This window comes from Nocardia sputorum (assembly GCF_027924405.1).
GTDB classification, from domain to species: Bacteria; Actinomycetota; Actinomycetes; order Mycobacteriales; family Mycobacteriaceae; genus Nocardia; species Nocardia sputorum.
In genome coordinates, this window is record NZ_AP026978.1 from 6,558,153 (window position 1) to 6,581,565 (window position 23,413).

Below are 23,413 nucleotides of genomic sequence, written 5' to 3' on the forward strand. Positions count from 1 at the left end.
CCTCAGCCACCTTGAACCGCCGTCAGCACCTCGATCTCCCAGCCGCGCCCGACCGGTTCGTCCCAGCGCGACTTGGGGAACACCGCGCCGTCCACCGCGAGCGCGACGCCCCGGCACGGCAGCCCGAGGCGTTCCAGCAGCTCGCGCACGGTCAGCGGCTCGGCGAACTCGTGCTCGTCGCCGTTCACCGTGACACCGACGGGGACGGATGACAGCGTCATCTGACTCCTCCTACAGTCGTCGAAAACCGTTGCGGGTCGGCGGCTTCCGCTTCGGGCAGCACTGCCCCGCCGAGCAGTTCGAGTACCGCGTCCACGGTGAGCGGCACGGTCAGCATGCCGTTGCGGCCATGCCCGGTGGCCGCGACGATCCGGTCGGTGAGCCGGCCGATCAGCGGCAGGTTGTCCGGGCTGCCCGGCCGCGAACCGGCGCTCGCCTCGGCGAACTCGTATTCGCCGATGCCGGGGAACACCGCTTCCGCGTCGGCGATCAGGTCGCGGACGCCCCCGACCGTGACCGCGGTGTCGAAACCCGCCTCGTACTGGGTGGCGCCCACGACGATCCCGTCGGCGCGCGGCACCAGATAGACCGACCGCCCGTGCACCCGGGCCCGGATGACCCGGCGCGGCGCGGGCGCGACGCCGGGGCGTCGCCGCAGGCGCAGGATCTCGCCCTTGACCGGGCGGACCGGCAGTTCCGGCCACAACGCGGCCGAGGCGGCCCCCGCGGCGAGAACGATCTGATCGTGCGGAAGTTCCGTCAGCGAGTCTACGGATTCGGCGCGCACCACGACGCCCGCCGCCTCGGCGGCCTGCCGCAACGCGGCGACCAGCTTGCGATTGTCGATCGCCGGTTCGGCGGGCGCCAGCAGCGCGGCGCGCACCGTCCTGGCCAGGCCAGGTTCCCGCTCGCGCACCGCGGCGCGGTCGAGCAGGTGCAGTTCGTGCCCGCGTCCGCCGACCCAGTCGGCCACGGTGCGCAGGTCGGCCGCGTCGGCCGCGTCCAGCGCGACGGTCATGGTCTCGTCGGCCACGAAGACCGAGACACCGGTCGCGGCCGCCACCCGGGCGGCGAACTCCGGCCAGCGGGCCAGCGACGCCGCCCCGAACTCGAGCACCCGGTCCTCGCCGGGCCAGCCCTCCGACAGCGGCGCGAGCATGCCCCCGGCCACCCACGACGCGCCCGAAGCCACGGCGGGATCGAGGAGCGTGACCGACCAACCGGTCTCGGCGGCGCGCCAGGCCACGGCCAGCCCGATGGCCCCGCCACCGACGACGGCCAGAGTCCGCATCCCGATCCACCTGCCTCCTGTTTCGCATCCCCACGGTAGCGCGGCTACGGTCGAAGGCGTGCAACCCTCCCACCCGAATCGACCCGCCTCGCCGCGGGAACGTCTGGCGAACGCGCGGCTGTATCTGTGCACCGACGCCCGCCGGGAGAAGGGCGATCTGGCCAAGTTCGCCGAGGCCGCGTTCGCAGGCGGAGTCGACATCATCCAGCTCAGAGACAAAGGGTCACCGGGCGAGGCCAAGTTCGGCCCGCTGGAGGCCAGGGCCGAACTCGGCGCGCTCGCCGAACTCAAGGCCGCCGCGCGCAGGCACGGCGGGCTGGTCGCGGTCAACGACCGCGCCGACATCGCGCTGGCCGCGACCGCCGACGTGCTGCACCTCGGGCAAGGCGACCTGCCGCCCTGGTACGCGCGCCGGATCCTCGGACCCGACGTGGTGATCGGACGATCCACGCACAATCGCGCCCAAGCCGGGCTCGCCGCGATCGATGAGCACATCGATTACTTCTGCACGGGCCCCATCTGGGCGACCCCGACCAAACCCGGCAGGCAGGCGGCGGGCCCCGAATTGATCCGCTCCACCGCGGACGCCCATCCCACCCGGCCCTGGTTCGCGATCGGCGGGATCAACGCCGACAACCTCGCGCAGGTGCTGGAAGCCGGAGCGAAGCGGGTCGTCGTGGTGCGCGCGATCACCGAGGCGCGCGATCCGGAAGCCGCGGCGCGAGAGCTGAAAACGGCACTGCTCGCGAACGCGTGAGGACCGTGGTCAGGACAGCACCTGCCCGCGGGTGAACGACAGCGCGGTCTCCACCGCCGTGTTCCCGCTCGGCGCGGGCTCCGCGACCTGCGCGCCCGGCTCGTCGACGATCCTGGCGTAATCACCCGGCCCCGCCGGATCCGAATGCAGCCAGACGAAACCGAGATCGGCGAGGTCGAGTGTGCGCGGCAGCGCGGCGGCGACGGCGTGGTCGTCACCGATCTCGGCCAGCAGCACCCGTGCGGGGGCGGCGCGCAGGGCAGGCCAGGACGCGGCGAAGCCCGGATGCAGCGGACGGGCCTCGACCTCGTCCTCGGGGACCCAGACCAACTCGACGCTCTCGCGGTTGCCGGTGGTCGGGAGGGTCATCACCGCGTCGGCGACGACCGTGGTGTAGGTCCAGCCGCTCGAGGCCGAGGCCGTCACCCGCTCGCCGCGCACCCGGACGTCGGCGGGATCGATGCCCGCCTCCTCCCACGCCTCGCGGACCGCCGCGTGCACGGGCGTCTCGTGACTGTCGCGCGCCCCGCCGGGCAAGGCCCAGGTCCCGCCTTGGTGACTCCACGGAGCGCGGTGTTGCAGCAGCACCGCCGAACCGCCTGCGGCCAGCGGAGCGCGCAGGAGCAGTCCGGCGGCGCCGAAGCGACCCCAGTGCCGCAGTCCGTCCGGGCCGCGCGACCAACCGTCACCGTCACCACGCATCTCGTACCATCCTGTTCAGCTACGGGAGCACCCCACCGCCGTTTCCTCCCAACCGGGGGTGTTTCACACGCCGCGGCGCCCGTACGACCACAATAAACTCCGCACCAACACGCACGGGTCGATCGGATATTCGGTCCAACCGTCGAGAAATCCGCGTACGCGGCCCAAACTGGGGAGGTGGACATGGCTAGCTCCGAGCCGACGACGGCCGAACTCCGGCCATCGTCCGCGCCCGAAGCCGCCGGCCGGGACGAACCGGGCGGGCTGAGCGTCGCGGTGGTGCGCGAACGTCTCGACCTGGCCAATCTGCGGTCGTTCGCCAATTCCTCACCAGGACGGCTGATCGCGCTCGGGCTGCTGCTGATCGGATTGTGCCTGGCCGCGGGCTCGGTGACCGCCGCGACCGTCGGTGACCGGCAGCAGAGCCTGGACGTCTTGCTCTACGACACCGAACCGGACGCGCATTCCGCCCACCGGCTCTACACCTCGCTGTCGATCGCCGACGCCGCCGCCAGCACCGCGTTCATCGCGGGCGGGCTGGAGCCGCAGGCGGTGCGGGACCGCTACACACAGGCGCTGGGCGAGGCGGCCGCGGAATTGGTGACCCGATCCGACAGTCCCGTCGGGCCGAACGCGGACCCGGATGCCCGGCTGCGCACGGGCATAGTCACCGGCCTGCCGGTGTACTCCGGTCTGGTGGAAACCGCACGGACGAACAATCGCAGCGGATATCCGGTCGGCGCGGCGTATTTGAGCGAAGCGTCCAACCAGATGCAGACGACGCTGCTACCGATGGCCGAAGAGCTGCACAATCATCGCTCGGCGGCGGTGACCGACGCGCAGCGCAATCACGTGCGCCCGCCCTGGGCCGCGATCGGACTGCTGATCCTCACCCTCGGCGTGCTGGTCTGGGTGCAGCGGGATCTGGCGCAACGCTGGCGGCGCGTGCTCAATCCGGGCCTGCTGCTCGCGTCGGTGTCCATGCTGATCCTGCTGGCGTGGACGGTGATCGCGGGTTCGGTGTCGGCGACGTCGATGATCAGCGCCCGCGACGACGGCGCGGTGCCCTCCTCGCGCCTGACCGAGAGCCGGATCCTCGCGCAGCAGGCGCGCGCCGCGGAGACGTTGAAACTGGTGCGCCGGGACGCGACCGGCGACTACGACCGCACCTACGACGCGGACATCGAACGGCTGGCCGATCTGATCGGCAACTACCCCTCCTCCGCGCCGGCGGCGGACGAGGTGCGCAACGCCGTTCCGGCGCTGGCGCGCTGGCGGGTGGCGCATCAGCGCATGAACGACGCGCTGGCCAAGGGCGATTTCAACAGCGCGGCCGTGGTGGCGACCGGGCCCGGCTCGGCGGACGCCACCGTGCAGGTGGAGGCGCTGGATCGTTCGCTCGAGCAAGGCATCGCCGAGACCAGGGACACCCTGCGCGGCAAGATCTCCCAGGCCGCACGCGTCTTGGACTTCCTGGGCGCGGGAGCGATGGTGCTCGGCATTCTGGCGGCAGGCTATGTCGGACTGGGCATATGGCCCCGGCTTCGGGAGTACCGATGAGATCCGCGCGCGGCATTCTGGTGGCCGCCCTCCTCGTGGTAGCGCTGACGAGCGGTTGTGCGAGCGATTCCAGCGCGCCGGTGTCGACCAAGACGCCGAAGTACACCGACCCTCCGTTTCCCGCCAGAGCGGTTCCGGTGCTCACCGATTCGCCGGTTCCGCCTCCGCCGGGCACACCGCGATGCGGCGATCCGACCGCCAGCTTGCGCCCGACCGGGGCGGGGGCGGGCGCGCGCGGACCGACCATCGATGCGATCCGGGCGCGCGGGCGGTTGCTGGTCGGCCTGGACACCGGCAGCAATCTGTTCAGCTACCGCGACCCGGTCTCCGGCGCCATCGTCGGTTTCGACGCCGACATCGCCAGGGAGGTGGCCCGCGACCTGCTCGGCAGCCCGGATCTGATCGAGTTCCGCAGCCTCGGCTCCGCCGAGCGCGAGACGGCGCTGCAGAACCGCACCGTGGACCTGGTCGCCAAGACGATGACGATCAATTGCGAACGGCGCGAGAAGGTCGCGTTCTCCACCGTCTACCTGCACGCGAATCAGCGGGTGCTCGCGGTGAAGAACTCCGGGATCCGGAGCCTGGCCGATCTGGCGGGCCGCCGGGTGTGCATCGTCAGCGGCACCACGTCGCTGGAACACATGCGGCGCGACCAGCCCGCCGCGACCATCCTCACCGTGCCGAGCTGGGCCGATTGCCTGGTCGTCCTGCAACAGCGCCAGGTCGACGCGGTCAGCACCGACGACGCCGTCCTCGCCGGTCTGGCCGCGCAGGACCCGTACACCGAGTTGGTCGGTAGCAGCATCAGCGAAGAGCCGTACGGCATCGGCATGACCAAAGGCAACGACGATCTCGTGCGATTCGTCAACGGCACGCTGGAACGCATCCGCAACGACGGCACGTGGGTCGGGCTGTACCAGAAATACCTCACCATCCTCGGTCCCGTTCCCGCCCCGCCCGCCCCCACCTATCAGGATTGACCGGCCGATGAGCACACGGCCCGACCCCGAGCCCGACCCGGACGAAACCGCCCCGGGACGGCCCGGCCCGGCCGAGGTGTTCGAGGGCGGATGCACCGGATCGGCCGCGCGTCGCCCGGGCGCGAAACCGCCGCGCGCTGATCACGCGGGCGCACAGCACGCGGACGGTCACTCTCCAGCAGCAGGGCGACGGTCGAGCTCGATCAATTCGGAATCGGCGGCCGCCGAGGGCCTTCAACACACGGCACTTACGTCGGCCGACCGTACGGCTCCCTCGCTCGGCACGGTCGCCTGGGACCGCGCCGAGGACACGGACCCGCCGGATGCGGCGCGGGAGCCACGGGGCGCTCGCGACACCGCGCCCCCGATCTCCGGCGAAGCACCGAGTGGCACCGGCGACGAACAGCTCACCGCACCGCCGACCGGCACCCCGGTCGCCGGGCCAGAAGCGTCGTCCGTGGAATCGGCACAGACGGCGGACGAGTCGGACTCGGACGCCACCCGCATGCAGGTCAACCGACCGGGCACACCATCGAGCACGATCGCATGGACGCGCGGCTCCGGACCGGAGAAGCCACCGCCGCCCGCGGCGCACGAAGTCCCCGGCACGGAAAAGGCGCGCGACCAGCCGAGCACCGCTGCGGCGGGACACGACGAAACGCGCCGCAGCCCCTCGGAACCCACGTCGTCACCCACGTCGTCCCCGCAGCGCACCTCCGGACGCAGCGTGCGCACGGCGCGAACCCGCCCCGCGGTACGACGGCTCGGCGCGGGACTCGTGCCGATCCCCACGGTGACGCCGGCGGATCCCCGCGACGCCGTGCTCGCCGACGCCGTGGTCTCCGAGGGCAGGCGATTCTGCTGGCGCTGCGGCAAACCGGTCGGCCGGGCGACGGCGACCCGGCCCCCGACCACGGCGGGCACCTGCGCGACTTGCGAGGCGTCGTTCGACTTCCGGCCCACGCTGCACGCGGGCGACATGGTGGCGGGGCAGTACGAGATCCAGGGGTGCATCGCCCACGGCGGACTCGGCTGGATCTACCTGGCGATCGACCGCAATGTCAGCGACCGCTGGGTGGTGCTCAAGGGCCTGCTGCACGCCGGTGACGGCGAAGCGCAGGCGGTGGCCATGGCCGAACGCCAATTCCTGGCCGAGGTGGCGCATCCCAGCATCGTCAAGATCTACAACTTCGTCGAGCACACCGGTGCGGACGGCACACCCGTCGGCTACATCGTCATGGAGTACGTGGGCGGCCGTTCGCTGCGCGACATCCTCGACTCCTACGAACGCCCCAAGCGCATGCCGGTCACCGAGGCGATCGCCTACCTGCTGGAGATTTTGCCCGCGCTGGACTACCTGCACTCGACCGGTTTGACCTACAACGACCTCAAACCCGACAACATCATGGTCACCGAGGACCAGGTGAAGCTGATCGATCTCGGCGCCGTCGCCACCATCGACGCATACGGAAACCTGTACGGCACGAGGGGATTCCAGGCGCCGGAGATCGCGCGCACCGGCCCGACCGTCGCCTCCGACATCTACACCGTCGGGCGCACACTGGCCGTGCTCACCCTGCACCTGCCCTCGGAGCACGGACGCTATCTCGACGGGCTCCCCGCTCCTGCCGACGAGCCGGTGCTGGCGCGCTACGAGTCCTTCCATCGTCTGCTGCTGTGCGCCACCGACCTGGACCCGCGCCGCCGCTTCCCCTCCGCGCGTGCGATGTCCGCACAGATGTCGGGCGTGCTGCGGGAGATCCTCGCGCTGGAGACCGGCACCGAGCATCCCCAGCTGTCCACCGTCTTCACGCCGCCGCGAGCCAGTTTCGGCACCGAGGAGCTGATCAGCCAGACCGACGCCTACACCGACGGCCGCCCCCGCAGCAGCCTGCTGGACGCGCTCGAGGTGGTGGCGGGACTGCCGATCCCGCTGCTCGATCCGGCCGATCCGTCGGCCCCGTTGCTCTCGGCCGCGGTGCATCCCGAGCCGTCCCACGCGCTGGAGGCGCTGCGCGACGCACGCGAGCGAGCCGACGCCGATCCCGGCAACGCCCCGGCGACGCTCGATCTGGAACTCGCCCTCGCCGAGGCGCGCGTGCGGCTCGATCTGCGGGAATCGGCCACGGTGCTGGATCTGCTCGCGCGTCTGCCGGAAGGGGAGTGGCGGGTGAGCTGGTATCGCGGCATGGCCGAACTGCTCGACCGGGAGTACGAGCGCGCCTTCTCGAACTTCGACGAGGTATTCCGCGTGCTCCCCGGCGAGCTCGCCCCGCAGCTCGCGCTGGCCGCCACCGCCGAACTCGTGCTCCAGCACTGGGATTCGCCGGACCCGGAGCAATGGCGCGCCTACGCCGAGAAGGCCTACGAGACGGTCTGGCGCACCGACCGCACCGTGGTGAGCGCCGCCTTCGGGCTGGCCAGGCAGTTGGCCGCGGACGACCGGGTGGCGGAGGCCGTACAGGCGCTGGACGCCGTGCCCGCGTCGTCCCGGCATTTCACCACCGCGCGGATGACCGCCGTGCTGTTCCTGCTCACGGCGGCGCCGGTAGCCGACCTCGACGAAGCCACCCTGCACATCTCGGCATCGCGGGTGTCGAGTCTGCCCGCGGGCGAGAGCCGCGCGATGCAGATGCGGGTGCTGGTGCTCGGCGCGGCCTTGGCGTGGCTCCAGTCGGGCAACAGGCCGAAGCGTCCCGATGCCACGCTGTTCGGCGCGCCTTTCACCGAGCGCGAACTGCGGGCGGGCACCGAGGCGGGGCTGCGCTCCCTGGCGCGCGGCGCACCCGATCGCAAGCACCGCTACGCGCTCGTCGACCTGGCCAACATGATCCGCGCGAAGACCTGGATCTAGCCGAGCCGCTCGACCACTTGCCGGGCGGCACGCGCGATGGCCAGTTCCTCGTTGGTGGGCACCACGAGCACCGCGACCGGCGCGCCGGGCGGCGAAATGCGCCGCGCGGCACGGTTTCGCGCTGTGTTGGCCGCGGGATCGACTTCGATGCCGAAGCCGGTGAGGCCGGCCAGCGCGTCCGCGCGCACCTGCGGGCTGTTCTCGCCGACTCCGGCGGTGAAGGTGATCGCGTCGACCCCGCCGAGTTCGATCAGATAGGCCCCCAGATAGCGCCGGAGCCGATGGATGTACACGTCGTAGGCCAGCCGCGCGGCCTCGTCCCCGCTGTCGATGAGACGCCGCAGTTCGCGGAAATCGTTCACGCCGGACAGACCCTTGATGCCGGAATCGCGATTGAGCAGGGCGTCGATCTGGGCGATGTCCAAGTGCGCGGACCGGGCCAGATGCGCGACGATGCCGGGGTCGAGGTCACCGGACCTGGTGCCCATCACCAAGCCTTCCAGCGGGGTGAGCCCCATGCTGGTGTCGACCGGCTGCCCGCCGCGGATGGCCGAGGCCGACGCGCCGTTGCCCAGATGGAAGACGATCTGGTTCAGCTCGCCCGGGTCGCGCCCGAGCAGTGCGGCCGCACAACCGGACACGTACTCGTGCGACGTGCCGTGGAAGCCGTACTTCCGGATGCCGTGCGCGGCGGCCACCTTGGCGTCGATGGCGTAGGTCTTCGCGGCGGCGGGCAGGCCGTGGAAGAACGCCGTGTCGAACACGGCGACCTGCGGCACGCCCGGCAACAGCACACGCGCGCTCTCGATCCCGGCGACGTTGGCCGGATTGTGCAGCGGCGCCAGCGCAGCGAGGTCGGAGATCGCGGCGACCACGTCGTCATCGATCAGCGTGGGCCGGTAGAACACCTCGCCGCCGTGCACCACTCGGTGCCCGACCGCGCGCACGCCCTCGCGCACCAGGTCGTGGCCCGTCGCGGCGAACGTGTCGAAGACCAGCCGCAGCCCGGCGGCGTGGTCGGCGATCGGCTCCCTGCGCTCGGTGGTCTCGCCGTCGGCGCGATGCTCGAGTCCGCCCTCGTCCTCGCCGATCCGCTCCACCATGCCGGAGGCCGCGACCACGCTCGAATCCGGATCCAGGAGCTGGTATTTGATCGACGAGGAACCGGAGTTGATCACCAGCACCATGCCCTCGGCCGTCTCGCTCATCGCGCCTCCTGTATCCCGTGGGCCCGCCGCACTCGCTCGGCAACCACGATCACGACGCGCTTGTTCCGCGCCGCGGCGGTGGGCGCGCGCATCAGCTCTCCTGCGCCTGGATGGCGGTGATCGCCACGGTGTTGACGATGTCGGCCACCAGCGCGCCCCGCGACAGGTCGTTGACCGGCTTGCGCAGGCCCTGCAGCACCGGGCCGATCGCGATCGCGCCCGCGCTGCGCTGCACCGCCTTATAGGTGTTGTTGCCGGTATTGAGATCGGGAAACACGAACACCGTCGCGCGGCCCGCCACCTCGGAATCGGGCAGCTTGGCGTCGGCGACGGTCGGTTCGATCGCGGCGTCGTATTGGATCGGCCCCTCCACCGGCAATTCCGGCGCGCGTTCCCGCGCCAGCTTGGTCGCCACCCGCACTTTGTCCACGTCGGCCCCGCTGCCCGATTCACCGGTCGAATACGACAGCATCGCCACGCGGGGCTCGATGCCGAAGCGCCCGGCGGTCGCCGCCGAGGAGATCGCGATATCGGCCAGCTGTTGCGCCGTCGGATCCGGCACGACCGCGCAGTCGCCGTACGCGAGCACCCGGTCGGCCAAGCACATCAGGAACACGCTGGAGACCGTGGACACCCCTTCCACCGTCTTGATGATCTCCAGCGACGGCCGGATGGTGTGCGCCGTGGTGTGCGCCGCGCCGGAGACCATGCCGTCGGCGATCCCCTTGTACACCATCATGGTGCCGAAATACGAGATGTCAGCGACGGTCTCGCGGGCCCGCTCCAGCGTCATGCCCTTGTGTTTGCGCAGCTCGGCGTACTCGGCGGCGAACTCGTCCAGGTAGCCGGAGGTGCGTGGGTCGAGCACCTGCGCGGCGGAGACATCCACCCCGAGTTCGGCGGCCCTGGCCCGCACCGTCGTCTCGTCGCCCAGGATGACCAGGTCGGCGATCTTGCGCTGTAGCACCCGTCCCGCCGCGCGCAAGATGCGGTCGTCGTCGCCTTCCGGCAGCACGATCCGCTTGCGATCGGCTCGCGCGCGTTCGATGAGCTGATATTCGAACATCTGCGGCGTGACCACCGGGCTGGGCGGAACGTCGATGCGCCGCAACAACTCGACGGCGTCCACGTGTTCTTCCATCAGCGCCAAGGCGGTGTCCACCTTGCGCGGGTTGCCCGCGGACATGCGGCCGCGGGTGCGGTAAGCGGCGCCCGCGGTGTCGTAGGTGCCGAGCTCGGTGGTGAGGATCGGCAGCTTCGGCTTCAAGCCGGTCATCAGCCGCGCCACCGCGGGGTGCGGCAGCAGGCCGCCGTTCATGATGATGCCCGACAGCGACGGAAAGCCCTCCGCCTCGTGCGCATTGACGACGCTGAGCAGCACGTCCGACCGATCGCCCGGCGCGATCACCACGACGCCCTCTTCCAGCCGTTCCAGGATGTGCTCGGCGGTCATGCCGCCGACCATGATCCGCAACGCCTCGCGGTGCAGCAATTCCGGGTCGCCGCTGTACATTTCGCCGCCGATGGCGGCGCACAGCTCGGCCATGGTGGGCGCGATCAGCAGCGGCACCTCGGGCAGCGTCCAGGAGGGGACCTCGAAGCCGCGCAGCGCCGCCGCGACCTCGTCCAGCCGCTGCGGGTCGCACCGATTGGCGACGATGGCGACCAGCTGCGCGTGCTCGTGGGCCAGCTCGGCCGCGCACAGCTCGGCCAGCTGCTCGACCTCCTCCGGGGTGCGTCCCGCGCCGCGGACCACCAGCAGCACCGGTGCGCCCAGGTTGACCGCGATCCTGGCGTTGAAGCGCAGCTCGCTGGGGCTGGCCACGTCGGTGTAGTCGCTGCCGACCACGACCACCGCGTCACACAGCTTGGCGACCTCGTGGAAGCGCAGGACTATCTCGCTGATGGCCGCGTCCGGGTCGGCGTGCACCTGCTCGTAGGTGGTGCCGATGGCCTGCGCGTAGTCGATGTCGGCCGTGCTGTGCTCGAGCAGCAGTTCGAGGATGTAGTCGGGCTCGGTGGTCGAGCGCGTGATCGGCCGGAACACCCCGACCCGCGCGGTCGTCGCGCACAGCATCTGCAATACCCCGAGAGCCACCGTCGACTTGCCGGTGTCGCCCTCGGGAGAGGCGATGTACACGGCGGATAGAGCGTTGTCGGCCATGCCCGAGAGCTTAGTGAACCAGCGGCAACCGGGCCGCTCCGCGCGACGGTCGTCACCCCGGTTCCCCGCGCCGCTATAGTCCGGGCATGGCTGAGCATTTTCCGGATCGGCAGTGGGGTTCGCGCACCAATCTGTTCGCCCGCGCGGCAAGCAGATTCGCCGCGACCAAGCCCGGCTCCCGGCTCGTCCGCGCCCTCACCCCGCTGGACCGCGCGGTACTGGAGCGCACCGGCGCCAAGTACACCGTGCTCGGCCCGATCGGCGCGCCGGTCGTCCTGCTCACCACCATCGGCCGCAAATCCGGCCGACCGCGCACCCAGCCGCTGCTGTACGTGCACGACGGCGACACCCTCTACGTGATCGGCAGCAATTTCGGCCAGGCGCACCACCCCGCCTGGACCGCCAACCTCCTGGCGAACCCCACCGCGACGGTGGCGATCGCGGGCGAACGCATCCAGGTGACCGCCACCCCCATCCAAGACCCCGACAAAGACGCCATCTTCCAACGCTTCGTCGACATCACCGGCGCCTACGCCGCCTACCGCACCCGCACCACCCGCGACCTCCGCATCTTCGCCCTCCGCCGGGCATAGCCGCACGAGTGGCACACCACTGCGGCATCGGCCGAGAAGACCTCGCCGTGGTGTGCCACTCGTGAAGGTCAGGCCAGGGCGCGGAGGCGGGGGGCGAGGTCGCGCTGGAAGAGGTCGAGGAAACGGCGCTGGTCGTGGCCGGGGGCGTGGAACACGAGGTGGTTGAGACCGGCGTCGAGGTAGGGCTTGATCTGCTCGACCGCCTGGTCGGGGTCGCCCGCGACGATCCAGCGCTTGGCGATCTGTTCGATGGGCAGCGCGTCGGCGGCGGCCTCCATCTCGATCGGGTCGGTGATGCTGTGCTTCTGCTCCGCGGTGAGCGAGAGCGGCGCCCAGAACCGGGTGTTCTCCCTGGCCAGCTCCGGATCGGTGTCGTAGGACAGCTTGATCTCGATCATCCGGTCGATGGTGTCGACGCTGCGCCCGGCCTTCGCCGCGCCCTCGGCGACGGCGGGCAGCAACTTCTCGGTGTAGAGGTCCATGCCCTTGCCCGAGGTGCAGATGAAGCCGTCGCCCGCGCGTCCGGCGTACCGCGCGACCAGCGGGCCGCCCGCGGCGATGTAGATCGGGATGCCGCCCTTGGGCACGTCGTAGATGGAGGCGCCGACGGTCTTGTAGTACTCGCCGTCGTAGTCGACGCGGTCGCCGGTCCACAGGGCGCGCATCAGGTCGACCGATTCCCGCAGGCGCGCGAAACGCTCCTTGAATTCCGGCCACTCGCCGGTGTATCCGGTGGCGATCTCGTTGAGCGCCTCACCGGTGCCGACACCGAGCATGACGCGATCCGGGTACAGGCAGCCCATGGTGGCGAACGCCTGCGCGATCACCGCGGGGTTGTAGCGGAATGTCGGGGTGAGCACCGAGGTGCCGAGCTGGATGCGCTGGGTGCGCTCGCCCACCGCGGCCATCCAGGCCAGCGAGAAGGGCGCGTGCCCGCCCTTGTGCCGCCAGGGCTGGAAATGGTCGCTCACGGTGGCGCTGTCCAAGCCGTGTTCTTCGGCCAGCACCGCGATCTCGACGAGTTCACGGGGGCCGAACTGCTCCGCCGATGCCTTGTATCCGAGCTTGAGTCCGCTCATCTGCCACGCTCCTCGCGTTTTGTTTCGCCGCCATCGCGATCCGTCCTCGACAGTAGTCAACCCTGCCGCCTCCGCGCCGACGGCATGGCGCGGATGATCTTCCCAGCGAGAGAACGCCGCGTCGGGGGCGAAATGTTTCTGCGCCGGATGCCGCGACCGGTCGGCGGCGTTTCCGTCGCGCGGCGATAGCGGATAATGGCCCGCGTGACCGCAGACGACGAGCCGATCCTGTCCTACCTGACCGATATGGACGGCGTGCTGGTGCACGAGGACCACCTCATCCCGGGCGCCGACAAGTTCCTCGCCGAACTGCGCGCCAACGAGACGCCGTTCCTGGTGCTGACGAACAACTCGATCCGAACCCCGCGTGACCTGCAGGCACGACTGCGGCACACCGGGCTCGACATCCCGGAAGAAGCGATCTGGACCTCGGCCCTGGCCACCGCCACCTTCCTCAACGAACAGCGTCCGAACGGCACCGCCTACGTGGTGGGCGAATCCGGGCTCACCACCGCGCTGCACGAGATCGGCTACGTGCTGACCGACAGCGATCCGGACTACGTCGTCCTCGGCGAGACCCGCACGTACTCCTTCGAAGCGATCACCACCGCGATCCGGCTGGTGGAGCGCGGCGCCCGTTTCATCGCGACCAACCCGGACCCGACCGGGCCGTCCCGCGAGGGTTCGCTGCCCGCGACCGGGTCGGTGGCCGCGCTGATCACCCGTGCCACCGGACGCGACCCGTACTACGTCGGCAAGCCGAACCCGCTGATGATGCGCTCCGCGCTGCGCCGCATCGGCGCGCATTCCCAGTCGACGGTGATGATCGGCGACCGGATGGACACCGATGTCATCTCGGGCTTGGAAGCGGGCATGCGCACCATCTTGGTCACCTCGGGCATCTCCACCCGCGCGTCGTACGAGGCCTACCCCTACCGCCCCACCATGGTGGTGGACTCCGTCGCCGACCTGATCGGGAAGACCAGGTCCCCGTTCACCGAATGAGCGGATCGTCCGGCTGACACGGCTATCGACGAGAGAAACGCATGCCGCCAACCACTGCTTGCGACGAGATCCGCCAGTTCGCCGCCTGGTTACCTACTACACCCCTCGGAAGTCGCCCAACGCAGCCGGACAGACGCCAATCCGCGGCAACCCTTGTCGAGCGGACGGCGAGCCGGGCTCGAACGGCCTTCCGTGCCCCCGCCTGCTGCGCCACACGAACGGGCGATGTGCGCTGCCGCTGCACGCGATTCGCCGTTGCCGCGGCTAGTCGCCGTCCGTGGTGATCGCATCGATCGCGGCGGACAGCGCGGTGAGCGCCTCGACCGCGCGCGCGAGGTGCTCCCGGCCGAGCTCGTCCACGAGCCGTTCGGCCAGCACCTTGTGTTCTGGATTGATGCGGCGTACCGCGGCCAGGCCCCCGTCGGTGATCGCGACGAGTTTCGCGCGCCGGTGGGCGGGATTGGGACGGTATTCGGCGAGTCCCTTGTCCACCAGCAGATCCGCGATGCGCTGGACGCTCTGGCGGGTGATGCCCATCTCGCGGGCGATGCCCGCGACGGGCAGCGGCGCGCGCGTCACCGCACCCAGCACCTGCCACCAAGCGGCGGTCAGGCCCGCCGGGCGCGCCAGTTCCTCGGCCACCGCGAGGAACTGACCGTTCAAACGGAACGAGGTGATCGCCGCCGCGGCGAACAGTTCCTGTTCAGGGGTCATGCGTCCGCCTCCCGCTGCCGGTGATCCGGCCGGATCACCGGCGATTATCGCTTACGCGTGCTGCGCGTCGTACTCCGCGAGCACCGCCCAGCCGGCCGGATCGGCGTGCGCGAACAATCGGTACCAGCCGTCCAGCACGTGCGGCTCGTACACGCCGAGCCTGCCGAGCACCTCACGCGCGAATTCGAACGGCGCGCTCGCACTGGCGGTGATCACGTCGCCGTCGGTGACGGCAGGGGCCTCGACGTAATGGTCCGCACCCGAATATCCGCTGTAGGCGAGGAATTCCGCGACGTTGCTCGTGTGCTTGCGAGTATCCAGCAGACCCGCCTTGGCCAGCCCGAAGGTCGCGCCGCAGATCGCGGCGACCGGAACGCCCGCGCCGACGAATTCGCGCGCCTTGCGCGTGAACGGATCCAGTTCCGGCCCCTCCCAGGTCTCCGCGCCCGGCAGGATCAGCATCGCGCTGTCCGCGGGCGTGAGGTCGGCGAGCGCGACGTCCGGCACGATGCGCAGGCCACCCATCGTGGTGATCGGCTCCGCGGTCGGGCCGACCGTCCGCACCCGCCACGTTCCCGGCTCCCGATGCCAGCTGGGCTTGTTGATGTGCGCGGTGGCCGCGCCCACCTCCCAATCGGCGAGCGTGTCGTAAACGGCCATGTGCACTGTCTTCATTGCCATGACAGTATGCTGTCATATTTGACAGTATACTGTCAATAATTTGGCGGTCGGGCCGACTCGCCGAACCGGCAACTACGCTGAGGGCATGCGGATTTCGGTGGCGGCGGACGAGCGGGTGGGAATAGCCGCGGAACTGGTCGATGAACTGGGCAAGCGCGGCCACGACCTCGTGCTGCACGGGGCGCTGTCCGCCGAGGAGCGCGACGACTGGGCGTGGGCCAGCGAGGCGGCGGCCCGCGACGTCGCGTCCGGACACGCCGACCAGGCCGTCGTCTGCTGCTGGACCGGAACGGGCGCCTCGATCGCGGCCAACAAGGTCGCCGGCGTCCGCGCCGCACTCTGCGCCGACGCCTCGACCGCGGCGGGCGCCCGCACCTGGAACGACGCGAACGTCCTCGCGCTGAGCCTGCGGTCGACCTCCAGCGCCGAACTCCGGGAGATCCTCGACGCCTGGTTCACCACCGACCCGAGTTCGTCCCCCGACGACCAGGCCAACATCGCCCATCTCGCCGAGATGGAACGGCGCTCCTGACGCGATCTTCGGTGTCGGCGCTGTGGGATGCGGGCTAGCCGGGTCGGCTAGCACCGCCACGAAGCGGGGAGCGACGCGTCAGAGGCAATGGCGGGGCTGTGTGCCGTGCAGTAATCGGATGTAGTACTCGATCGGATCGATCTTGCCGACGCAGGACGGCGGGATCTCCGCCGAACCGGTCGAGACAACCGCGGCAGTGGTCTCGGCGGCGGCTAAGCCAGCTGATGCCAGCTGTATCGGAGCCAGCACCGCAGCAGTGACCGCAGCTATCACAAGAGGTGTCCGCACAATGATCTCCTCGCCTCGGATGCGCTCGCGGCGGAGCCAATGGCTACTGCGTCGAAAATGCTATAGACGCCGTTCACCGACGAGTAGCCACCCTTTCTGGGGGCTACTCCGGCGCCAGTTCCCCACGCAGCTGCCCGGGATCGCCCTTGCCCCGCGCTCTGCGGGATCAGGACAGGGCGTGATCGAGGTCGCCGAGGAGGTCTTCGACGTCTTCGAGGCCCACCGAGATGCGCACGACGCCGTCGGTCAGGCCGATGGTGGCCCGGCCTTCGGGGCCCATGGCGCGGTGTGTCGTGGTGGCGGGATGCGTGATCAGGGACTTGGCGTCACCGAGGTTGTTGGAGATGTCGACGATGCGCAACCGGTTGAGCACTTCGAACGCACGCTTCTTCGCCTGGTCTTCGGGCGCGTTCAGTTCGAAGGTGACCACGGTGCCGCCCCCGCTCATCTGGCCGGTGGCCAGCGCGTGCTGCGGATGTGATTCCAGGAACGGGTAGCGCACCCAGCTGACGGCCGGGTTGCTCTCCAGGAAGCGGGCGATGCGCAAGGCGGACTCGGTCGAATGGCGGACCCGCAGCGGCATCGTCTCCAGGCCCTTGAGCAGCGTCCACGCGTTGAACGGGCTCAGCGCCGGACCGGTGTGGCGCATCAGCGTTTTCACCGGGCCGTCGATGTAGTCCGCGGCGCCGAGGATCGCGCCGCCGAGCACGCGGCCCTGTCCGTCGATGTGCTTGGTGCCCGAGTAGACCACCACATCGGCGCCGAGCTCGAAGCCGCGTTGCAGCAGCGGAGTGGCGAACACGTTGTCCAGCACGACTTTCGCGCCCGCCGCGTGCGCCAGCTCGGTCACCCGGCGCACGTCGACCAAGGTCTGCATCGGATTGGCCGGTGTCTCGAAGAACACCGCCTGGGTGGGCACCGACAGCGCCTGTTCCCACTGGTCGAGGTCCTCGCCGTCGACGAAGACGGTCTCCACGCCCCAGCGCGGCAGGATCTCGTTGCACACCACGAAGCACGAACCGAACAGGCTGCGCGCGGCGACGAGCCGGTCGCCCGCGCCCAGCAACGCGCCCAGCGCGGTGAACACCGCGGACATGCCGCTGGCGGTGGCGAAGCACGCCTCGGCGCCGTCGAGCAGGCGCATCCGCTCCTCGAACATGGCCACCGTCGGGTTGCCGTAGCGGGAGTAGACGAAGTGTTCGACCTCGCCGGTGAACGCCGCCTCGGCGGCCTCGGCGCTCTCGTAGACGAAGCCGGAGGTCAGATAGAGCGCCTCGGCGGTCTCCTCGAAGCCGGAGCGCCGCAGCCCGCCGCGCACGCCCAGCGTCGCGGGACCGACGCCGTCGGGCAGCGGCTTGTCGAACGCGCCACCGGTGATCACGACTGCCGCCAGGGCAGTCCGAGGGCACGCCAGCCCGCGCCGCCGCGATGCCCGAACTCGTCGAGCGGACCCTCGAAGCCCTCGAGCACGTTGTAGGAGGTGCGGTAACCCGCCGAGGTGGCGGTGATCGCCGCGCCAACCGAACGCTGACCGGAGCGACAGAGGAAGACGACGGGAGCGTCGGGGTCGTGACCGTCGAGCGCCTGCTTCAACTGCTCGACGAACGCCTCGTTGCGCGCGCCGGTGGAGTCGACCCATTCGATCAGCACGGTCGGCCGGTCGATCGAGCTCGTGTCGGGGACGCCGACGAACTTCCATTCCGCTTCCGTCCGCACGTCCACCAGGACGGCTTCGGGATTGTCCCGCAGCAGCTCCCACGCCTGCTGCGGAGTGATGTCACCGGCATAACTCATGTGCACCTCCTGCGAATCCGCACTTGCCGCGCCCGGGACCGAGGCGCCGCCAGGTCGTCACCCGGAGCACCCCACCGCGGAGGAGGGTTGCCGACCAGCAATGCCGGGGCTTGACACTGGTTCTCATGACCTTCGACTGAGATTGCACCGACCCGGGTCACCCTGTCAAACGCCGGCCAGGACGGCGCGAAGGCTCAGGTGCAGACCAGCCACTTGTCGCCGGACCTGGTGAGATTCCAGGTCGACGTCGCCTCCCGGCCGCCCACCGTCGTGGTCACCGTCGCCTTCCCGCGGTCGCCGTCCACCATGGGGTTGTCGATTTTCGTGATCTCGACCGGCTTTCCGGTGCCGTCCTGGCCGGCCAGCGGCGAGCGGCTCGCGTCGAAACCCTGGCACGCGGTGCCGGGCGGCGGCACGACGTCGCTGCGGTTCGAACCGTCGACGAAGTTGCGGACGGCCGCCGCGATGCGCTCGGACTCTGTGACATTTTTCTCAGCGGGCGACAGCACACCGCCCAGCACGATCGCGATCAACACGATGGCCGCCACCACCGCGGCCGCCACGAACGGGACCACCGAGCGCTTGTCGGTCTGATCGACCCGGATGATCTCGTCCTCCGGCTGCTGTTCGGTCATGACTCGATGATCCCTGGTCGGCGCGGGTATCCAGCGCTCGGCCCCCGGCTGGAACCGCGGCGGACGGCATGCGGATCTCGTCGGCCGCGATAGGCCGCACCCGAGCGGGTAAGCGACGATTGTGGCTTTCGACGGCATTCGCCGAGTCCACGCACCGACGCGGGACGGCATCGACCATCCCGATAGAATCGCGGGACGGCGGCCTGCTGTCATAGCGAATCGGCAGCTCTTCGCCGCGGCGAACGGAGCACCGTGCAGCTACGAGCCGGCATCGCCGGCGTCCGCACCGGACGGGTGCGAGAGAGCCGGTGCGTCAACTTAGCCTAAGCTAAGCCTGACGTCCTTAATTGTTTCGACCATAAAGGTGCGCGTAAAGAGATGACCGAACAGAGTGCAGCCCGCCCGCTCCGCATCGCGATCGTGGGCGCCGGACCGGCCGGGATCTACGCCGCCGACGCGTTGATGAAGTCGGACGCCGAGGTGAGCATCGACCTGTTCGAGCGCATGCCCGCCCCGTTCGGGCTGATCCGCTACGGCGTCGCGCCCGACCACCCGCGCATCAAGGGCATCATCACCGCCCTGCACAAGGTGCTGGACAAGCCGCAGGTTCGCCTGCTCGGCAACATCGACTACGGCACCGACATCACCCTCGACGACCTGCGCGCGTTCTACGACGCGGTGATCTTCTCCACCGGCGCCAACGCCGACCGCGCACTGCCTATCCCCGGCATCGATCTGGACGGTTCCTTCGGCGCCGCCGACTTCGTCTCCTGGTACGACGGCCACCCCGACGTCCCCCGCACCTGGCCGCTGGACGCGGAGAAGGTCGCCGTACTCGGCGTGGGCAACGTCGCCCTCGACGTCGCGCGCGTGCTGGCCAAGACTGGTGACGAACTGCTGCCGACGGAGATCCCGCCGAACGTCTACAAGGGCCTGAAGGCCAACAAGGCCGTCGAGGTCCACGTCTTCGGCCGTCGGGGCCCCGCGCAGGCCAAGTTCACCCCGCTGGAACTGCGCGAACTCGACCACTCGCCCACCATCGAGGTGATCGTCGATCCCGAGGACATCGACTACGACGAGGGCTCCGAGGCCGCGCGGCGCCATTCCAAGCAGGTCGACATGGTCGCCAACACCCTCGAGCAGTGGGCCATCCGCGACGTCGGCGACCGGCCGCACAAGCTGTTCCTGCACTTCTTCGAGTCTCCCGCCGAGGTGCTGGGCGAGAACGGCAAGGTCGTCGGCCTGCGCACCGAGCGCACCCAGCTCGACGGCACCGGCAACGTCAAGGGCACCGGCGTGTTCAAGGACTGGGACGTGCAGGCGGTGTACCGCGCCGTCGGTTACCTGTCGCAGAACCTGACCAACCTGCCGTTCGACGACCAGGCGGGCACCGTGCCGAACGAAGCGGGCCGCGTGCTCGCCGACGAGAACGCCGACGGCCCCGCGCGCTACCTGCCCGCCACGTACGTCACCGGCTGGATCAAGCGCGGCCCGGTCGGCCTGATCGGCCACACCAAGGGCGACGCCAACGAGACCATCGCCTGCCTGCTGGACGACGCTCCGAACTTCACCCCGGCCGAGCGGCCCGAGCCCGAGGCCGTCACCGAGTTCCTGGAGAGCAAGGGCATCCCGTTCACCACCTGGGCCGGCTGGTACCGCCTCGACGCGCACGAGCGTTCCCTCGGCGAACCCGAGGGCCGCGAGCGCGTCAAGGTCGTCGAGCGCGAGGACATGCTGCGCGCGAGCGAACCGCACAAGGTCTGATCACACCGCAGCGCCACACTCCGCTGCCATCGCCACACCCCCGCTGTGGCAGCGGAAAATTCGACCCTGAGGCATTCTGTACAAGTGTTCGATGCCCACCTGCACATCTTCGACCCGCGGTTTCCGCTGGCCGAGAACGAGGGCTACCTGCCCGACCCGTTCACCATCGCCGATTACCGCAAGCGCATGTCGCGGTACGACGTCGCCGGCGGCGCGGTGGTCAGCGGGTCGTTCCAGGGAACGGACCAGAGCTACCTGAAGGCCGCGCTCGCCGAGCTCGGCGAGGGCTGGGTCGGCGTCACCCGGCTCGACCTGGACGCCACCGACGAGGAGATCCTCGAACTCGACCGCATCGGCGTCCGCGCGCTGCGGTTCAACCTCAAGCGGGCGGCCACCGACATCACCGGGATGACGTTGCAGGCGCTGCGCGCGTACGACCTGGCAGGCTGGCACGTCGAGGTCTACATCGACGGCACGATGCTGGCCTCGCTGCAACCGGTCATCTCCAAGCTGCCCGCGCTGTCGGTCGACCATCTGGGCATGTCGGAGGAAGGGTTGCCGTTCCTGCTCGACCTCGTCGACCGCGGAGCCAAGGTCAAGGCGACCGGTTTCGGCCGGGTCGCGATGAACGTCGCCGACACGCTGCGCCGCATCCACGCGGTGAACCCCGAAGCCCTCATGTTCGGCACCGATCTGCCCGGTACCCGCGCCGGACGCCCGTTCCGGGACTCGGATGTCGATTTGCTCTGTGACGTGGTGGGCACCGACATGCACGCGGTCCTGGAGGACAACGCGCGCGCGTTCTACCGGCTGCCCGCCCGCGAGCGCGTCGTCCGCGACGATCCGGCCCCCACGCTGCCGCTGTACCGCCCGGAACCGCCGACGCTGCGGCTGCGCCGCGACGAATTGCCGGAAAGCCAGGCGGGCGACACGATTCCGTTTCCCGCCATCGATCGGTAGCGCTCAGACCGCGAAGACACCGGCGAGCCAGACGCCGGTGGCCAGCAACGCGCCGAAGAGTTCGATCAGCATGGACAGGCCGACGCCCTTCAACGCGTGCACCGTCGCCTGCCACGCCTGCCGGTTGGCGCGCAGCCGCTGGAATTCCGAAAGGTAGACGCCGAGAACGAACCCCAGGAACAGGCCGATCACCGGGATCACGAAGAAGCCGACGACGCCGAGCACCGCGCCGAGGAAGAGCGACCGATTCGACACCCCCGCGTCCTTCATCCTGCGGCCGGGCCAGGTGTATTTGACGACGCCGGAAATCACCAGTAGCAGCGCGCTGATCGCGAAAACCGTCCAGGCCGTGGCGCCTCCGGTCAGGAAAGCCCAGACGGCGATGGCCGCGAAGATCAGGATGACACCGGGCAGGATCGGCACCACGATCCCGACCAGGCCGACCAGGATCGCGAGACCGGCGAGAAGGTTGTACCACCCCTGATCAGACAGCGCTTCCACACGTGCAGCCTAGAGGCGGGCACCGGCCCGGGCGAGCCGTAACGGCGCGGCGTTATTGTCATACTGTCAATACACCCCTCCCGGTCCCGTCCGGGAGGACGCACCGGCCACCGGTGCGCTGGATCAACGACGAACCGAGGTAGGGCGTGAGTACTCCATCCACCGCCGAGCAGGGCCCGCTCGCGGGCATCAAGGTCATCGAGTTGGCCGGCATCGGCCCTGGCCCGCACGCCGCGCTGCTGCTCGCCGATCTGGGCGCCGACGTGGTGCGGGTGCAGCGCGCGGGCCAGTTGCCGGGTGGTTTCGACCGCCCCCAACTGCGCGGCCGGACCATCGTCGAGGCCAACCTCAAGGACCCCGCCGACATCGAGAAGGTGCTGGGCCTGATCGAGAAGGCCGACGTGCTGATCGAAGGCTTCCGCCCCGGTGTCACCGAGCGCATGGGTCTCGGTCCGGACGACGCGCTCGCCCGCAACCCGCGACTGGTCTACGGACGGATGACCGGCTGGGGCCAGGAAGGGCCGCTGGCCGACCGCGCCGGCCACGACATCAACTACATCTCCATCACCGGCGTGCTGCACGCCATCGGCCGCAAGGGCGAACGCCCGGTTCCGCCGCTGAACATGGTGGGCGATTTCGGTGGCGGCTCGATGTTCCTGGTGTTCGGCATCCTCGCCGCGCTGGTCGAACGGCAGCAGTCCGGCAAAGGCCAGGTGATCGACGCGGCGATGGTCGATGGCGCGCTTGCCCTTTCGCACATGATCTGGGGCATGCGCGGAGCGGGCGCGTGGTCCGACGAGCGCGGCGTGAACCTGCTCGACACCGGCATGGCGTTCTACGACACCTACGAAACCTCCGACGGCAAGTACATGGCGGTCGGCGCGATCGAACCGCAGTTCTACGCGCAATTGCTCGCCGGACTGGAGATCGACCCCGAGGGCCTGCCCTTCCAGCTCGACCCCGCCGGGCAGGAAACCCTGAAAAAGCTTTTCGCCGAACGTTTCCGGACCAAGACGCGGGACGAATGGGCCGAGATCTTCGTCGGCACCGACGCGTGCGTCTCCCCGGTGCTCACGTTCGACGAGGCCACGCGCAACGAGCACATCGCGGCTCGCGGTTCGTTGCTGAAGCTGGAGGACATCACCCAGCACGCCCCCGCACCGCGATTCTCCCGGACTCCGAACGGGATTCCGACCCCGCCGCCCACCACCGCGACCCCGATCGAGTCGGTCTGGGCCGACTGAGCGCCTGCGGGGTGGCGCACCCGCCGCGGCACCCCGCCACTCGATCGATACCTTGCCGCGCTCGATAATTGAAAGTTGCAACAGACCAACCGGTTCGACAGTGTCGC

The 23,413-nt window shown here is 69.9% G+C and carries 22 protein-coding genes and 1 riboswitch; of the genes, 10 read left to right on the forward strand and 12 right to left on the reverse strand.

What is annotated here, in order from left to right; genetic code table 11:
- Positions 1-2 precede the first annotated feature (2 nt).
- Together thiS and thiO are read right to left on the reverse strand one after the other, a co-directional pair.
- The gene (thiS, locus tag QMG86_RS29610) at positions 3-221 is read right to left on the reverse strand and encodes a sulfur carrier protein ThiS (RefSeq protein ID WP_159849376.1); all 219 of its coding nucleotides are present in this window, start codon (positions 219-221) and stop codon (positions 3-5) included.
- Positions 218-1,291 carry a glycine oxidase ThiO gene (gene thiO / locus QMG86_RS29615; protein ID WP_281876083.1) on the reverse strand — a complete coding sequence of 358 codons (1,074 nt, stop codon included), beginning with the start codon at positions 1,289-1,291 and terminating at the stop codon, positions 218-220. The genes thiS and thiO overlap by 4 nt, the downstream gene beginning before the upstream one ends.
- A gap of 58 nt (positions 1,292-1,349) precedes the next feature.
- Between thiO and thiE the strand changes: the two genes are divergently transcribed.
- A complete protein-coding gene (gene thiE, locus QMG86_RS29620) occupies positions 1,350-2,048 on the forward strand; it encodes a thiamine phosphate synthase (RefSeq protein ID WP_281876084.1) in 699 nt (232 codons plus the stop codon).
- 9 nt (positions 2,049-2,057) lie between these two features.
- Here thiE and QMG86_RS29625 read toward each other — a convergent pair whose 3' ends face one another.
- Positions 2,058-2,750, reverse strand: coding sequence for an NUDIX hydrolase (locus QMG86_RS29625; RefSeq protein WP_281876085.1), 693 nt, complete (start codon positions 2,748-2,750; stop codon positions 2,058-2,060).
- Positions 2,751-2,933: 183 nt separating this feature from the next.
- Here QMG86_RS29625 and QMG86_RS29630 point away from each other — a divergent pair, with 183 nt between their 5' ends.
- From QMG86_RS29630 to QMG86_RS29640, 3 genes are all read left to right on the forward strand, one after another.
- Complete coding sequence (locus tag QMG86_RS29630) at positions 2,934-4,310, forward strand: GlnX family signal transduction membrane protein (RefSeq protein WP_281876086.1); 1,377 nt, start codon at positions 2,934-2,936, stop codon at positions 4,308-4,310.
- Positions 4,307-5,290: a glutamate ABC transporter substrate-binding protein gene (locus tag QMG86_RS29635; RefSeq protein WP_281876087.1), complete on the forward strand. Its 984-nt coding sequence runs from the start codon at positions 4,307-4,309 to the stop codon at positions 5,288-5,290. The genes QMG86_RS29630 and QMG86_RS29635 overlap by 4 nt, the downstream gene beginning before the upstream one ends.
- Before the next feature lie 505 nt (positions 5,291-5,795).
- Positions 5,796-8,144 (forward strand): serine/threonine-protein kinase, encoded by a 2,349-nt coding sequence (locus tag QMG86_RS29640; protein ID WP_434085646.1) that lies wholly within the window; start codon positions 5,796-5,798, stop codon positions 8,142-8,144.
- Here the strand turns inward: QMG86_RS29640 and QMG86_RS29645 are convergent.
- Both QMG86_RS29645 and pta read right to left on the reverse strand, forming a co-directional pair.
- On the reverse strand, positions 8,141-9,352 hold the full coding sequence (locus tag QMG86_RS29645; protein ID WP_281876090.1) for an acetate kinase: 1,212 nt from the start codon (positions 9,350-9,352) through the stop codon (positions 8,141-8,143). The genes QMG86_RS29640 and QMG86_RS29645 overlap by 4 nt on opposite strands.
- A 91-nt stretch (positions 9,353-9,443) precedes the next feature.
- Positions 9,444-11,516, reverse strand: coding sequence for a phosphate acetyltransferase (gene pta, locus QMG86_RS29650; protein ID WP_281876091.1), 2,073 nt, complete (start codon positions 11,514-11,516; stop codon positions 9,444-9,446).
- A gap of 86 nt (positions 11,517-11,602) precedes the next feature.
- On the opposite strand from pta, the gene QMG86_RS29655 reads away from it, so the two are divergent.
- Entirely contained in the window at positions 11,603-12,109 is a 507-nt protein-coding gene (locus QMG86_RS29655) for a nitroreductase/quinone reductase family protein (protein WP_281876093.1), read from the forward strand.
- A 68-nt stretch (positions 12,110-12,177) separates the two neighbouring features.
- On the opposite strand, the gene fgd is transcribed toward QMG86_RS29655, so the two are convergent.
- Positions 12,178-13,188: a glucose-6-phosphate dehydrogenase (coenzyme-F420) gene (gene fgd, locus QMG86_RS29660; RefSeq protein ID WP_281876095.1), complete on the reverse strand. Its 1,011-nt coding sequence runs from the start codon at positions 13,186-13,188 to the stop codon at positions 12,178-12,180.
- Positions 13,189-13,434: 246 nt separating this feature from the next.
- Here fgd and QMG86_RS29665 point away from each other — a divergent pair, with 246 nt between their 5' ends.
- Complete coding sequence (locus QMG86_RS29665) at positions 13,435-14,193, forward strand: HAD-IIA family hydrolase (protein WP_491565761.1); 759 nt, start codon at positions 13,435-13,437, stop codon at positions 14,191-14,193.
- 264 nt (positions 14,194-14,457) lie between these two features.
- Here the strand turns inward: QMG86_RS29665 and QMG86_RS29670 are convergent, their stop codons facing one another.
- Together QMG86_RS29670 and QMG86_RS29675 are read right to left on the reverse strand one after the other, a co-directional pair.
- On the reverse strand, positions 14,458-14,907 hold the full coding sequence (locus QMG86_RS29670; protein WP_281876097.1) for a MarR family winged helix-turn-helix transcriptional regulator: 450 nt from the start codon (positions 14,905-14,907) through the stop codon (positions 14,458-14,460).
- Between the two features lie 51 nt (positions 14,908-14,958).
- Entirely contained in the window at positions 14,959-15,582 is a 624-nt protein-coding gene (locus QMG86_RS29675) for a type 1 glutamine amidotransferase family protein (protein ID WP_281881188.1), read from the reverse strand.
- A gap of 91 nt (positions 15,583-15,673) precedes the next feature.
- On the opposite strand from QMG86_RS29675, the gene QMG86_RS29680 reads away from it, so the two are divergent.
- Positions 15,674-16,120: an RpiB/LacA/LacB family sugar-phosphate isomerase gene (locus QMG86_RS29680; RefSeq protein WP_281876098.1), complete on the forward strand. Its 447-nt coding sequence runs from the start codon at positions 15,674-15,676 to the stop codon at positions 16,118-16,120.
- A gap of 454 nt (positions 16,121-16,574) precedes the next feature.
- Here the strand turns inward: QMG86_RS29680 and QMG86_RS29685 are convergent, their stop codons facing one another.
- The 3 genes from QMG86_RS29685 to QMG86_RS29695 form a co-directional block, all read right to left on the reverse strand.
- Positions 16,575-17,789, reverse strand: a complete 1,215-nt coding sequence (locus QMG86_RS29685) for an O-succinylhomoserine sulfhydrylase (protein WP_281876100.1) — start codon at positions 17,787-17,789, stop codon at positions 16,575-16,577.
- Positions 17,786-18,202 (reverse strand): rhodanese-like domain-containing protein, encoded by a 417-nt coding sequence (locus QMG86_RS29690; protein WP_159849403.1) that lies wholly within the window; start codon positions 18,200-18,202, stop codon positions 17,786-17,788. Before QMG86_RS29690 ends, QMG86_RS29685 begins: the two co-directional genes overlap by 4 nt.
- Before the next feature lie 14 nt (positions 18,203-18,216).
- Positions 18,217-18,333: riboswitch (SAM riboswitch) on the reverse strand.
- A 63-nt stretch (positions 18,334-18,396) separates the two neighbouring features.
- A complete protein-coding gene (locus QMG86_RS29695) occupies positions 18,397-18,837 on the reverse strand; it encodes an Rv0361 family membrane protein (RefSeq protein ID WP_281876101.1) in 441 nt (146 codons plus the stop codon).
- A gap of 378 nt (positions 18,838-19,215) precedes the next feature.
- Between QMG86_RS29695 and QMG86_RS29700 the strand changes: the two genes are divergently transcribed.
- The gene (locus QMG86_RS29700) at positions 19,216-20,601 is read left to right on the forward strand and encodes an FAD-dependent oxidoreductase (RefSeq protein ID WP_281876102.1); all 1,386 of its coding nucleotides are present in this window, start codon (positions 19,216-19,218) and stop codon (positions 20,599-20,601) included.
- Positions 20,602-20,685: 84 nt separating this feature from the next.
- Positions 20,686-21,561, forward strand: coding sequence for an amidohydrolase family protein (locus tag QMG86_RS29705; protein ID WP_281876103.1), 876 nt, complete (start codon positions 20,686-20,688; stop codon positions 21,559-21,561).
- Positions 21,562-21,564: 3 nt separating this feature from the next.
- Here QMG86_RS29705 and QMG86_RS29710 read toward each other — a convergent pair whose 3' ends face one another.
- Positions 21,565-22,062 carry a DUF456 domain-containing protein gene (locus QMG86_RS29710; RefSeq protein WP_281876104.1) on the reverse strand — a complete coding sequence of 166 codons (498 nt, stop codon included), beginning with the start codon at positions 22,060-22,062 and terminating at the stop codon, positions 21,565-21,567.
- Positions 22,063-22,208: 146 nt separating this feature from the next.
- Here QMG86_RS29710 and QMG86_RS29715 point away from each other — a divergent pair, with 146 nt between their 5' ends.
- Positions 22,209-23,306, forward strand: a complete 1,098-nt coding sequence (locus tag QMG86_RS29715; protein ID WP_281876105.1) for a CaiB/BaiF CoA transferase family protein — start codon at positions 22,209-22,211, stop codon at positions 23,304-23,306.
- Positions 23,307-23,413: the final 107 nt, after the last annotated feature.

Coding starts and splice junctions, on each gene's coding strand:
- thiS (WP_159849376.1), bottom strand. CDS start 221: ATGACGCTGTCATCCGTCCCCGTCGGTGTCACGGTGAACGGCGACGAG.
- thiO (WP_281876083.1), bottom strand. CDS start 1,291: ATGCGGACTCTGGCCGTCGTCGGTGGCGGGGCCATCGGGCTGGCCGTG.
- QMG86_RS29625 (WP_281876085.1), bottom strand. CDS start 2,750: ATGCGTGGTGACGGTGACGGTTGGTCGCGCGGCCCGGACGGACTGCGG.
- QMG86_RS29630 (WP_281876086.1), top strand. CDS start 2,934: ATGGCTAGCTCCGAGCCGACGACGGCCGAACTCCGGCCATCGTCCGCG.
- QMG86_RS29635 (WP_281876087.1), top strand. CDS start 4,307: ATGAGATCCGCGCGCGGCATTCTGGTGGCCGCCCTCCTCGTGGTAGCG.
- QMG86_RS29640 (WP_434085646.1), top strand. CDS start 5,796: ATGCAGGTCAACCGACCGGGCACACCATCGAGCACGATCGCATGGACG.
- QMG86_RS29645 (WP_281876090.1), bottom strand. CDS start 9,352: ATGAGCGAGACGGCCGAGGGCATGGTGCTGGTGATCAACTCCGGTTCC.
- pta (WP_281876091.1), bottom strand. CDS start 11,516: ATGGCCGACAACGCTCTATCCGCCGTGTACATCGCCTCTCCCGAGGGC.
- QMG86_RS29655 (WP_281876093.1), top strand. CDS start 11,603: ATGGCTGAGCATTTTCCGGATCGGCAGTGGGGTTCGCGCACCAATCTG.
- fgd (WP_281876095.1), bottom strand. CDS start 13,188: ATGAGCGGACTCAAGCTCGGATACAAGGCATCGGCGGAGCAGTTCGGC.
- QMG86_RS29665 (WP_491565761.1), top strand. CDS start 13,435: ATGGACGGCGTGCTGGTGCACGAGGACCACCTCATCCCGGGCGCCGAC.
- QMG86_RS29670 (WP_281876097.1), bottom strand. CDS start 14,907: ATGACCCCTGAACAGGAACTGTTCGCCGCGGCGGCGATCACCTCGTTC.
- QMG86_RS29675 (WP_281881188.1), bottom strand. CDS start 15,582: ATGAAGACAGTGCACATGGCCGTTTACGACACGCTCGCCGATTGGGAG.
- QMG86_RS29680 (WP_281876098.1), top strand. CDS start 15,674: ATGCGGATTTCGGTGGCGGCGGACGAGCGGGTGGGAATAGCCGCGGAA.
- QMG86_RS29690 (WP_159849403.1), bottom strand. CDS start 18,202: ATGAGTTATGCCGGTGACATCACTCCGCAGCAGGCGTGGGAGCTGCTG.
- QMG86_RS29695 (WP_281876101.1), bottom strand. CDS start 18,837: ATGACCGAACAGCAGCCGGAGGACGAGATCATCCGGGTCGATCAGACC.
- QMG86_RS29700 (WP_281876102.1), top strand. CDS start 19,216: ATGACCGAACAGAGTGCAGCCCGCCCGCTCCGCATCGCGATCGTGGGC.